At 46.3% G+C, this 11,992-nt stretch carries 10 protein-coding genes; 2 read left to right on the plus strand and 8 right to left on the minus strand.

The window, feature by feature from the left end:
* The first annotated feature begins 194 nt into the window (after positions 1 to 194).
* On the plus strand, positions 195 to 1,553 hold the full coding sequence (locus WS34_RS00795; RefSeq protein WP_046402504.1) for a sigma-54-dependent transcriptional regulator: 1,359 nt from the start codon (positions 195 to 197) through the stop codon (positions 1,551 to 1,553).
* Entirely contained in the window at positions 1,553 to 2,875 is a 1,323-nt protein-coding gene (locus WS34_RS00800; RefSeq protein ID WP_046402505.1) for a sensor histidine kinase, read from the plus strand. The genes WS34_RS00795 and WS34_RS00800 overlap by 1 nt, the downstream gene beginning before the upstream one ends.
* Positions 2,876 to 2,902: 27 nt before the next feature.
* Here WS34_RS00800 and dacB read toward each other — a convergent pair whose 3' ends face one another.
* The 8 genes from dacB to ftsZ form a co-directional block, all read right to left on the minus strand.
* The gene (dacB, locus tag WS34_RS00805) at positions 2,903 to 4,282 is read right to left on the minus strand and encodes a D-alanyl-D-alanine carboxypeptidase/D-alanyl-D-alanine endopeptidase (RefSeq protein ID WP_046402506.1); all 1,380 of its coding nucleotides are present in this window, start codon (positions 4,280 to 4,282) and stop codon (positions 2,903 to 2,905) included.
* A complete protein-coding gene (xseB, locus tag WS34_RS00810; RefSeq protein ID WP_013611594.1) occupies positions 4,282 to 4,482 on the minus strand; it encodes an exodeoxyribonuclease VII small subunit in 201 nt (66 codons plus the stop codon). The genes dacB and xseB overlap by 1 nt, the downstream gene beginning before the upstream one ends.
* Before the next feature lie 45 nt (positions 4,483 to 4,527).
* Complete coding sequence (xseA, locus tag WS34_RS00815; protein ID WP_118577274.1) at positions 4,528 to 5,910, minus strand: exodeoxyribonuclease VII large subunit; 1,383 nt, start codon at positions 5,908 to 5,910, stop codon at positions 4,528 to 4,530.
* The gene (locus WS34_RS00820; RefSeq protein ID WP_046402508.1) at positions 5,907 to 6,686 is read right to left on the minus strand and encodes a toxin-antitoxin system YwqK family antitoxin; all 780 of its coding nucleotides are present in this window, start codon (positions 6,684 to 6,686) and stop codon (positions 5,907 to 5,909) included. The genes xseA and WS34_RS00820 overlap by 4 nt, the downstream gene beginning before the upstream one ends.
* Before the next feature lie 75 nt (positions 6,687 to 6,761).
* Entirely contained in the window at positions 6,762 to 7,364 is a 603-nt protein-coding gene (gene yihA, locus WS34_RS00825) for a ribosome biogenesis GTP-binding protein YihA/YsxC (RefSeq protein WP_046402545.1), read from the minus strand.
* Positions 7,365 to 7,451: 87 nt separating this feature from the next.
* Positions 7,452 to 8,741 carry a DNA recombination protein RmuC gene (rmuC, locus tag WS34_RS00830; protein WP_046402510.1) on the minus strand — a complete coding sequence of 430 codons (1,290 nt, stop codon included), beginning with the start codon at positions 8,739 to 8,741 and terminating at the stop codon, positions 7,452 to 7,454.
* A gap of 97 nt (positions 8,742 to 8,838) precedes the next feature.
* Entirely contained in the window at positions 8,839 to 10,653 is a 1,815-nt protein-coding gene (locus WS34_RS00835; RefSeq protein ID WP_046402511.1) for a DEAD/DEAH box helicase, read from the minus strand.
* Positions 10,654 to 10,848: 195 nt separating this feature from the next.
* Positions 10,849 to 11,985 (minus strand): cell division protein FtsZ, encoded by a 1,137-nt coding sequence (gene ftsZ / locus WS34_RS00840; protein ID WP_046402514.1) that lies wholly within the window; start codon positions 11,983 to 11,985, stop codon positions 10,849 to 10,851.
* Positions 11,986 to 11,992 lie beyond the last annotated feature (7 nt).

Consider the following 11,992-nt stretch of genomic DNA (forward strand, 5'->3'; position numbering starts at 1 on the left):
TCTTTTTACAAATCAGGGAGGCAAACAACGTGCCATAAACAAAATAATATAATAATCAACAACTTACAAAACAAAAGCGATAAAATAGATGTGCATATCCGCACAAAAAATGTTCGAATCCGCACATACAAGCTGTAAATATTATTCCTACATTTGTTTGAAATGAATAACAACACCTGTTCAATCCTAAAACCATGGATGGAAAAATTCTGATTGTAGACGATAATGAAGATGTGCTTTTTGCTTTGAATCTATTATTAGAGCCTTATGTGGAAAAAATAAAGGTCACCACTTCTCCTGCGCGTATAGAATATTTTATGGACAATTTCAACCCGGACATTATCTTACTGGACATGAATTTCAGCCGGGATGCCAGCAGTGGACAAGAAGGCTTTCTATGGCTGGAAAAAATTTTACAAAAAGACCCGCAAGCCGTCGTGTTGTTTATCACCGCATATGCCGACACCGAGAAAGCCGTGAAAGCTATTCGTGCCGGCGCGATCGATTTTATTCCTAAACCCTGGGAAACCGAAAAACTTCTGGCCACCATTTCCTCGGCTATCCGTCTCCGCCAAACCCGGACCGAAGTAGTGGCTTTGAAAGAGCAGCTGACAGCCCTTTCCGCTCCGGACGAAGGAGTAGAAATCATCGGTGAATCGCCGGCCATACTGGAAGTAATTCACACCATCAAAAAGATCTCGGGTACCGACGCCAACATTCTTCTATTGGGTGAAAACGGTACGGGGAAAGACCTGATAGCCAGAGCTATTTACCAAAACTCTCCCCGCAACGGAGCTCCTTTTGTCCCGATCGACCTGGGGGCAATCCCGGAAACCTTATTCGAAAGCGAGCTTTTCGGTTACGAAAAAGGAGCTTTCACCGATGCCCGGAAAGACAAAGCAGGACGTATGGAAACCGCCTCGGGGGGAACCCTGTTTCTGGACGAAATCGGAAATCTCTCGCTTCCCATGCAAGCCCGGCTATTGACAGCGATCGAGAAACGTCAAATCACCCGTTTAGGTTCTACTCAGCCTAAAAACATCGATATCCGTTTGATCTGTGCCACCAATGCCGATATCCACAATATGGTCACTACAGGAAAATTCCGCCAGGACCTTCTTTACCGCATCAATACCATCGAAATCCCGATTCCTCCCCTCCGGGAACGGGGAAAGGATATTTTACTCCTGGCCCGGTATTTTCTCAACCGCTATTGCTATAAATACAAAAAAGAAATTACCGGCTTTACACGAGACACCCAACAAAAATTGCTCCAATACAATTGGCCGGGCAATGTGAGGGAATTACAGCATGCTGTCGAACGGGCCGTTATCCTGGCCCCGGGCAAGCTGTTAGAACCGGACAATTTTATGTTACGTCCCCCATATAGTAGTACTACCGGTGACCTGGAAACCTTAAACCTGATGGAATTGGAACAAAAAGCGATAGAGAAAGCGATGAAAAAATGTGAAGGTAATATCAGCCGGGCTGCCGAAATGCTGGGCATCACCCGTTTTGCCCTTTACCGTAAACTGGAAAAATACGAAATCTGATGAAATCTTTTCTTCCCCCCCGTCTGCTCTTATTCTTACAAAGCGGAGCGCTGGTCTTCCTTTCCGTTTTGTTGGGAATCCTATTGATGAAATCGCTTTGGTTTTGTTCGCTCTTTACTTTTTTCGTCATTCTCCTGTTTATCCTCCATACCGACAAGCAGCAACAAAAGTTGACCGAAATGGTCATGCGGCTCATTACGGCTATCCGTTTTTCAGATTTTTCGTTGTCTTTCCGTCCGGGGAGTAAAAAACAGGCAGACCCTCGGTTAACGCAGGCGATGGAACAAGCTTTAAAGCAATTCCGGGAAAAAATGTACACCCTCGAAGAACAACACCTATATTATAATACCTTATTGAGTACCATCGATTCGGGCATATTGGTTCTCAACCGGAACGGAACCATCGAATGGTATAATAAAACCGTGCTTCGGGAATTCGGCCTGACCAGCCTTCGCCAACTTTCAGAACTGGCAGCGATTACCCCCGACTTACCCGACCTATTGCTGCGGCTTATCCCCGGAGAAACTCATATTCTGCGTCTGGAACAAGTCGGCCGGGTTCGTGAAATCGCTCTGAATCCGGTCATTTTCAGAATACAGGGCAAAGAATTATTATTGATCAGCCTGAAAAACATTCATTCGGTACTGGAAAACAACGAAATCGAAGCCTGGCAAAAACTGATCCGGGTGCTGACCCATGAAATCATGAATTCCCTGGCCCCCATCATTTCTCTATCCGAAACCCTGACAGAACGGGTTGCCCGGACAACGACCGAAGATGCGACCTCACCGGTTATGCTCCAGGCTTTAGAAGCGATCCACCGGCGTAGTAAGGGATTACTCGAATTTGTACAAAATTACCGGAAACTTACCCGTATCCCGGCTCCCGAACTAGTCCCGCTCTCGCTGGAAGAATTATTCACCGGTCTTCGGAAACTCCATGCGACCTCTGTTATTCCCTGTGAATTTATCTGTCACGATCCCCGCCTGCAAATCCAAGCCGACCGTACCCAGATCGAACAGGTACTCCTCAACCTCATCCGAAATGCCGAAGAAGCCTGTCGGGATACACCGGCTCCCCTGATCCGCATCACCACCCAGTCCGACACCACTCAAATCACCATCCACGTCGAGGACAACGGACCGGGTATCGTCCCTGAAGCTTTGGATAAAATCTTCGTTCCTTTTTTCACGACCAAATCCGGAGGATCGGGTATCGGTCTCAGCCTGTGTAAACAAATCATGACCCTCCATAAAGGCAATATCACCGTCAAATCACAAACCGGTGCAGGAAGTGTTTTCACCCTTTCTTTCCGAAGATAAACAAATCACGGGAGGGGGATCGGAATATCAATAGCTCAGCAGACTTTGCAAGAATTTTCCGACCGCTTTTTGTAATTGTGAAGCCGTACAGGTATAATGGTTGATGAGAACGGTAAAGGCCATTCGTTCATTCCCCGTAGTAGTCAGGTAACCTGCCAGACAACGTACTCCGGACATCGACCCGGTTTTAGCCTGCATCCGTCCTTTCAATGCTGTCGCTCCGATACAATAACCACTTAAACCACCGTCTTTTCCTGCCACCGGCAATGAACGGCCCAATGTCTCCCCTACCACTTTGTCTGCATAAACCAACAGGTCGGTAAAAACAGAAGCCGGCACAGCATCCATCGGCGACAACCCACAGGCATCTTTTAAGATCATTCCTTCCGCCGGTATCCCAGCCTCTTTGAGTAACATTCCGACCTTTTCCGGCCAATCCGCCGGAGCTACCAGGCCCCCTAAGGCTTCGGCAAACAAATTGACACTGGCTTTGTTGGTATGGAATACGATTTCCCCCAATTCAGGAGAAGTCAGGGTCAACCATTCCGTACGGGGTTGTTCTTCGATTTTTTTCTTCGCAACGGTAATTCCTCTGGCTTTCAGTATATCGGTCAATTCGGCCACAAATACCTCAGCCGGACGATGTATCGCACCTTTCACTTTAAAGAGCGTCCGGTTTTGTGGAAGAGTCCCCCGAATACATAAAACTTCACTATAGGGTCCTCCGAACACCCAGGCATCATCCCGGTTTCCGGCAGCAGCCGTTACCTCATTCACTATTTTCACTCCCGGCAAAGCAGGGACAATCTCTTTTAACTTAGCCGGAGTGCCTGCGACTCCTGTCTGAAAATGATAAAAACAGGTATTATCCCGGTAATTGAAGGGCAGATACAAAGCTGCATAGTAATTCGAAACATCTTCCCAAGGCCACGATCCCGGAATATTCACTCCCGGTAATGCTCCCTCGACCCGGATACTTCCGTCTATTCGTTGTATTCCTGCTTTTTCCAACGCAGTGATGATCGGACTCAAAAGAGAATGATTGGGGAAATAACGGGACTCGAGCGTCGGATCACCCGCTGCCACAAGAATCAAATCTCCGGTTAAAGTACCATCTTGTATCTTTCCGGTATACCCGATCCGGGTTTTAAAACGAAAATCTTTCCCTCTTTCCTGTAAAGCAAATACAGTAGGCAATAATTTCGTCACGGAGGCCGGAGTCAAGGCCATTCCTGCCTGATGAGCCAATACCGTCGTTCCATCTCCAACTTTTTTCACCGATATACCGATAGCAGCGTGATTCAATCCCGGCGTTTCCAGTAATTGCTTTAAAGCCACCTCCGGCTGTCCTTGCACGCTCCCCCCCCAAAGACAAAAACAAAATACAAATCCCCAATATCTCATCATCAATCTTCTATCGTCTTCAAAATCTTCTCTACCTCTTCCTCGGTCTCGTGCAGTTTGGATTTACAAAAAGCAATCAATTCCGATACCCGCTTTACCTTGCCGCTCAATTCATCGACATCCAGTTGATTATTTTCCAGTTTAGTCACGATATCCTCGATTTCGGCCATAGCCTCTTTATAGGTTAATTTATTTTCTTCCATAGGGTTATAAAAGTTTTTGAGTTGCTGAGTTTTTGAGTTGCTGAGTTACTGAGTTGCTGAGTTGTTAAGGATTTGACATTGGATTTTACCATGAGCTAATTCGGTTTCCACGATCTCTCCGGCTTGTAAAACCGCAGCTTTTCTGACTGCTTTTCCATTCAAACGGGTGATCGAATAACCTCTTTCCAGCACATTTTTAGGATCTACGTATTTGATCGTCGTTGCAGCCAATTCCAGACGACGGTGTTGATCTGCAAATATCCGACCGGTTTGTTGTTGTAAGGCCTTTCCGAAATTTTCCAGGCGATTTCGCTGACGATCGGCCAAGACATCTATCCGGCCGGTTATTTTCATTTTCAAACGATCGAAATATACCTGCCGGTTCCGGATATAATTTTCAGAAGCATGGTCCAAACGTTGGGACAGCAATTTCAGGTTTGTTCGATTCCCTGTCAACACCACTTGCACCGAACGTTTAAAATCGGATATCCTTACCACCTGTCTGTTTTGTTCGTTGTGGAGCAATTCCTGCACTCCTACGATAAAATCATTTTTCCAGGTCTCCAACTGCCCATCCTGCTCCCGGAAAGTCTCGATCAAAAAAGCAGCAGCAGCCGTAGGAGTTTTCACCCGCATATGTGCAACACGGTCGACGATTGTTTCGTCTCTCTCGTGACCGATTCCGGCAATCACAGGCAAGGGAAACTGCGCAATATTAGCAGCCATCTCATAAGAATCGAAACAACCCAGATCGGTCTGCGAACCACCTCCCCGGATAATGACCACCACATCGAATACCGATTCATATTCATAAATCCGTTCCAAAGCGGCAATCACCGAATCGGTCGTTTTATCCCCCTGCATAATCGCCGGAAAGAGTTTGACCTGAAAACGATACCCGTACGGATTGGTCTGCAGCTGATTCATAAAATCTCCCAATCCTGCAGCCGTAGGTGAAGAAATGACTGCGATCGTTTTAGGCAATACCGGGAATTCCAGTTCCCGGTTCATATCGATTACCCCGTCGGCCTCGAGCTGAGCCAGGATTTCTCTCTTTTTCCGTTCCAGATCCCCGATGGTATAAGTCGGGTCGATATCCCGGATATTCAACGAATAACCGTATAATTCATGAAAAACTACCTCGACATTCAACAAGACTTTCATCCCTTTCTCCAACTGCCGTCCGGTTGTCGTCTCGAAATAAGGACGCAACGTACGAAAGGTAAACGCCCAGATCGTCCCCCGGGCAGTGGCTACAATACTGTCTTCCTGTTCCCTCTTGTCCGCCAATTGCAAATAACAATGACCGGAACGATTCAGCTGTACCTCTGTAATCTCGGCCGTAATCCAAACCGAATCGGCAAAGCTAGCCTTCAAAGTCTGCTTGATCCGGTTGTTCAATTCATATAGACTGATCGCCTCCATCATTCCATCCCGGTTAATTTCATATACCCCTCCGGATCATCGGCAAAAACAGCCGGATCGGGAATCTTTTTTACCGTCGACAACAAAACATCCAACTGCCGGCTTTCTTCCAGCTCATCTTCCTCTGCCGTATCCGAAATACCGGCGCGGTAGTTTTTACGTTTTACCTCTACCCCCGAATCGTCGAAAAATACCCAGGTTCCCTCTTTCCGGTCATTCCGGTACCGGCCTTCCGAACGTAATATCCCCTGATAACTATAAGTCTTCACTTCTCCATCCAATTTTCCGGCTTTCAAACCGGCGATCATCCGCAACTGTCCGTTATCATAATACAATTTCCACTCCCCTTCCGGTTTACCGTTCACCCAATCTTTTTCCTCAGCGGGATTACCCGTACTGAAAAAACGGACCGTCTTCCCATTCAATACCTGATCACGATATTCCTCCTTCATCAAAAGACAATCGTTCTTAAAATATTCCCAGGTCCCCTGCTTCTTCCGGCCGACATATTTTCCCCGCATGCTACAATCGCTTTTCCGGCTGTACAACACAGCTTCGACCGTATCTCCGCGATACACCATCCGCGCCTGCAACTTACCGTCAGGATAATACCGTTTCATTTCTCCGGCAGGCTTTCCTGCTCTGAAATACCCTTCATAACGTAATGTCCCATCAGAATAAGTCCCTTTACGCCACTCAGCCTCCTGTCCCCGGCCCTCCGGCATCCCCAGGAGCAAACATCCCCAAAACAAGACAGCAAGCACAACGTTCGTCTCCATATTCTAAAATATAATCAGTTCTTAAAGTTGCTCTTTTGTCACTTAAAGTTTATGTACTTTATAAACTATTCAATCCTACAATTTTACGGTACGGTTCAATTCATCGATATAATCCAGCACCTCTTCCCGTCCCAATCGCTTTTCAGAAGAAGTCATAAAAGCCATAGGTGTCGTCTCCCAGGTTTCCAGCATCACCTTATGATAGTCGTCGATACATTTCAAGCGTTGTGTGGCAGAGAGTTTATCCGCTTTCGTGAAAATCATCACAAAGGGCACCCCATTCTCACCCAGCCATTCCATAAATTCCAAATCGATTTTCTGCGGTTCCAGTCTGCTGTCTATCAACACAAAAAGGCAGACCAAATTCTCCCGTTTGAGAATATAATCCCGAATCATTTTTTCAAATTGACGGCGGGCGGTTTCGGAAGTACGGGCATATCCATATCCGGGCAAATCCACCATATACCAGGTATCGTTGATCAGAAAATGATTGATCAATTGCGTTTTCCCGGGCCGTGCAGCCGTCTTAGCCAATTTTTTATTGTTCGTCAGCATATTGATCAACGATGATTTTCCGACATTCGACCGCCCGATAAAAGCATATTCATGCCGGTCCGGCTTCGGACATTTTTCCACTGTTGCATTACTGACGACAAATTCTGCTTTTACTATATCCATATTCCATTCCATTTGGGATTATTTTACAAAGATAAAATATAAAACGGAGAATGAGAAAAACAGGAAACAAAACAAGAAAAATCAGAATCACCTCAGCAGTTCCCCGGGGATTTCTTTGTCTCCTCTGCGGGATTTCACCCCCAATTCTTTTAGTTTCAGGGTTTGGGAGATCAGGTTTCCGTTACCTTCTTTTAAGCGGCTTAATGCTTGCCTGTAACTTTCTTCTGTACGTTGGATGTTGTCGCCGATAGCGGTCAGGCTTTCCAGAAAAGCCACACACTTATCGTAAAGCTTAGCTCCCCGTTCAGCGATTTCCTGAGCATGGCGGTTTTGGTATTCCCGGCTCCATAAATCGGCAGTAAGTTTCAAAGATACGATCAGGTTGGAAGGACTCAACAACAATACCCTTTTCCGATAAGCTTCATGCCAAAGGGTTGGTTCCGATTGCATAGCCAACACATAAGAAGATTCGTTGGGAATAAACAACATCACAAAATCCAAGGCACCGTCACACCAATCGCAATAATTCCTGGCAGACAATTCGTCTATGTGTTTCCTTACCGACAACAAATGGGCCTTCAAGGCAACTTCCCGTTCCGTTTCAGTCTCTGCATTGCAATAATCGACGTAGGCGGTCAACGAAACTTTAGAATCGATAATCACCTTCCGGTTATCAGGATACACCACAACCACATCCGGCCGCATCATGTTCCCGTTCTCCGTCCGGATCACCCTATCGCTTTCATCTTTCAACGTTTCCTGAATAAAATACTCCCTTCCTTTCGTCAATCCCGAATTTTCAAGAATTCGCTCGAGAATCATTTCCCCCCAATCCCCCTGAGTTTTCGTATTTCCTTTCAAAGCATTGGTTAAATTGACGGCATCCTCCCGGATCCGATTATTCAGTTGCACCAATTCTGCGATCTTTCGTTCCAGTACGGTCCGCCCGACCGTTTCTTTCGAATAGCTTTCTTCCACTTTTTTACGGAACTCCTGAATATCTTTGTTCAAAGGGCTCAGTATACGCTCTATATTTTCCCGGTTCGCTTCCGTAAAACGCCGGGATTTATCCTCCAGGATATCGTTTGCCAGATTTTGAAACTGTTCTTTCTGTAAAGCCGCTATTTGCAAAATTTCCTCTTTTTGGCCCCTCCATTTTTCTTCCGTCTGCCGCAAATTTTCCTTCAACCGTTCATTATCGCGGATCCAGGCCATTTTTTCTTCCTGCCATCGCTGTTCCTTCTCTTCCCAGGCTTTCGCTTTTTCCTGTAATATCCGAAGATTGACCTCCATTCCTTTTCTCCCGATACGGGTCGAAAGATAAGTCAGTAAACCACCTATTCCGGCTCCTGTCAAAAAATATAGTAATACTTCCATTGAAAAACAGCTTCATTATAAAAATAAAACAGACTCAACCGTTATCACCGTTTCATCTGTTTTATCTTTTGTTCTATTTCATCCGTCGTTTATCGTCTTATCTTTTCTTGCGGGAACGACCTCCGCTTTCGATACCTTTTTTCTTTTCTCCGAAGCGTCCACGGCTACTTCCGTCACTCCGGCGATTTTCCGAACGCCATTTATTGTTGGCAGTAGAACTCCGGCGTCCTCCACCCGATTCCCGTCCTCGTCTGCGTTCTCCCCCCCGGTCCGAACGGTTATAACGATCCTTTACCTCGGAAAGCGTAAAGGGCAGACCGTTGAAACTGACATTCCGGAAACAAGACATAAACCCGTTGATTCCACGCACATCGACTTCAAATTTCGTATTATTATCGAAAATGCGGATACTCCCGATTTCCAATCCTTTCCGCGGAGCATTCTCATTGATAATAGTCATCAGATCACGTGGAGTGAACCCGTCCTCCTTACCGACATTCACAGAGAAAGTCGTAAAAGTCACACTCTCTTCATTTTTCCGTTCTCCACGCCGTTTTTCTCCCCGTCCTCCATCGTGCCGCTCTTCATCCGGAAGATTCAAATCGGCAACCGAAGCATATTTTTTCAGTAATTTTCCGAATTCATAGGACATCATCTTCTGGATCAACTCTTCTTTAGACAACTCTTCGAATTTCTCGAACAACTCGTGCCGGTATTTATCCAGAGTCTCTTTCGGTTCTGTCATCAGGATCTTGTCGGCATAATACGACAGCTGAGCCCGACACACTTCTTCACCTCCGGGCACTTCCTTATACTGGAATTTTTTCTTCAGGATATTCTCGATCCGGCGCAATTTTCCTTTTTCTTTCGAATTGATAATAGCCACCGAAATCCCCTCACGTCCGGCCCGGCCGGTACGACCGCTACGATGGGTGTAACTTTCCACATCTTCGGGCAAATTATAATTGATTACATGAGTCAGATTGTCCACATCCAATCCCCGGGCAGCCACATCGGTAGCCACCAGCACTTTCAGCCGTTTAGCCCGGAAACGATCCATCACGTCATCCCGTTGTGCCTGACTCAAGTCACCGTGCAGGGCATCACAATCGATCCCGTCTTTCTGTAACTTCCGGGCAATTTCCCGGGCATCCATTTTCGTCCGGGTGAAAATAATCGCATACATATCCGGAGCGCAGTCGATCACCCGATGAAGAGTCTCATAACAATCCCTGGCCAGCACCTGATAATATTCGTGCGTCACTGTATCTGCACCCTGATTTTTCTTTCCGGTAGAAATTTCCTGAGGATTACGGAGATAATTCTTAGCGATACGTTCCACCTCACGAGGCATAGTCGCTGAAAACAGATAGGTATTTCTTTCTGCAGGAGTTTCATCCAAAATAAAATTCAGATCCTCCTTAAAACCCATATTCAACATCTCGTCGGCTTCATCGAGTACGACTGCCCGAACCTGTTCGATTTTCACCGCTTCCCGCTTGATTAAATCACAGAGACGGCCCGGAGTAGCCACCAATACGTGTACTCCCCTATCCAATTCCCTGATTTGCTTGCGGATATCCGCCCCCCCATATACACATGCCACCCGGATATCACTCCGGTATTTCGCATAATTCTGCAAGTCCTTACCGATCTGCATACACAACTCGCGGGTAGGACTCAGAATCAGCACCTGAATTGCATTCAATGAAGTATCCAACTTCTGTAATAACGGCAAACCGAAAGCCGCTGTTTTACCGGTCCCGGTCTGAGCCAAGGCCACCAAATCATTTTCTTCCCCTAAAATCACGGGAATTACTTTTTCCTGTACAGGACTAGGAACCTCGAACCCTAAATCTTCAATTCCTTTTAGAATTTCTCCTTCTAAACCTAATTCTTTAAATTTTTCCATTCTTTTTTTTAATGCAGCACCTTGCTGCGTTACTTGGCAACTCCATTGTTGCACTTTCTCCTCTCTCCCATCTCTCTCTTCCTCCCCCTATCTTTCCCCCCCTTTACTTTTTACCTTTTACCTTTTACTTTTTGTGCCTCTCCCGTCTTTAGCTTTTAGCCTTTAGCTCTCTAGCCTTTAGCTTTCAACCTCCCCTCAACTCACCCTCAAGTCCCTCCGTTCGAATGCAGGTACCGTCTCTAATTCCCTCACCTGTTCTTCGGTCAATCCGGGTTTCACCCGTACTTCTTCCTCTTTCAGGCATTCCGGTTGTTTAGCATATCCGGCACAAGTATTCTCTTCTCCGAACAACTCGATATCTCCGGTAGGGAAACCGGTAGCAATGATCGTCACAGAGATGGCATCTCCCAAATCAGGATCGGTACCCACACCCCAGATCACAGCGGCATTATTTCCCACTTTACGAATAATATGGGAAGTAATCTGAGACATTTCGTCCATGGTAATCTCATCTGTTCCGGAAGTAATATTCAGTAAAATATCTTTCGCTCCTAAAATATCGTTATTATTCAGCAGCGGACTTTCCAAAGCCTCTGTGATTGCCCGGATCGCCCGGTCTTCGCCGGTAGCCTGGGCAGCTCCCATAATAGCCACCCCACTATCCGTCATCACCGTCCTGACATCGGCAAAATCGACATTGATATATCCCGGAAGGGTAATAATCTCAGCAATACCTTTAGCAGCGATATTCAGTACATCGTTGGCTTTTGCAAAAGCCTGCGATATAGTTTGCGATCCATAGATCGATTTAATTTTTTCATTATCGATAACGATCAGACAATCCACATGATCTTTTAAGCGACGCAATCCGTCACGGGCCTGATCCAAACGTTTCGGACCTTCGAAACGCGCCGGCACCGAAACGATCCCAACCGTCAGAATCCCCATGTCCTTAGACAACTTGGCAATCACCGGGGCAGCCCCCGTACCGGTACCTCCTCCCATAGCAGCCGTGATAAAGGCCATCCGGGTATCCTTCTTCAGAATAGCTTCTATATCGGCCAGACTCTCCTGAGCCGACTTCTCCCCCATGACAGGATTATTACCTGCTCCATGTCCTGCGGTCAACTCTTTCCCCAACTGAATTTTACAAGGAATCGGACTGTTGCGGAGCGCCTGATAATCTGTATTACAAATGACAAAATCGACATCACAGATCCCTTTCTCGTACATATATTCCACAGCATTTCCACCTCCGCCCCCGACACCGATCACCTTGATAATGGTAGGCGTTTTCTCGTTCAGATTAAAATTTATAAATCCGTCGACCATGGTATTA

The organism is Odoribacter sp. N15.MGS-14, assembly GCF_000980245.1.
GTDB lineage: Bacteria > Bacteroidota > Bacteroidia > Bacteroidales > Marinifilaceae > Odoribacter > Odoribacter splanchnicus.

What these genes read in the sequence shown, in the direction of transcription:
- WS34_RS00795 (WP_046402504.1), top strand. Translation starts at nt 195, where the DNA reads ATGGATGGAAAAATTCTGATTGTAGACGATAATGAAGATGTGCTTTTT.
- WS34_RS00800 (WP_046402505.1), top strand. Translation starts at nt 1,553, where the DNA reads ATGAAATCTTTTCTTCCCCCCCGTCTGCTCTTATTCTTACAAAGCGGA.
- dacB (WP_046402506.1), bottom strand. Translation starts at nt 4,282, where the DNA reads ATGATGAGATATTGGGGATTTGTATTTTGTTTTTGTCTTTGGGGGGGG.
- xseB (WP_013611594.1), bottom strand. Translation starts at nt 4,482, where the DNA reads ATGGAAGAAAATAAATTAACCTATAAAGAGGCTATGGCCGAAATCGAG.
- xseA (WP_118577274.1), bottom strand. Translation starts at nt 5,910, where the DNA reads ATGATGGAGGCGATCAGTCTATATGAATTGAACAACCGGATCAAGCAG.
- WS34_RS00820 (WP_046402508.1), bottom strand. Translation starts at nt 6,686, where the DNA reads ATGGAGACGAACGTTGTGCTTGCTGTCTTGTTTTGGGGATGTTTGCTC.
- yihA (WP_046402545.1), bottom strand. Translation starts at nt 7,364, where the DNA reads ATGGATATAGTAAAAGCAGAATTTGTCGTCAGTAATGCAACAGTGGAA.
- rmuC (WP_046402510.1), bottom strand. Translation starts at nt 8,741, where the DNA reads ATGGAAGTATTACTATATTTTTTGACAGGAGCCGGAATAGGTGGTTTA.
- WS34_RS00835 (WP_046402511.1), bottom strand. Translation starts at nt 10,653, where the DNA reads ATGGAAAAATTTAAAGAATTAGGTTTAGAAGGAGAAATTCTAAAAGGA.
- ftsZ (WP_046402514.1), bottom strand. Translation starts at nt 11,985, where the DNA reads ATGGTCGACGGATTTATAAATTTTAATCTGAACGAGAAAACGCCTACC.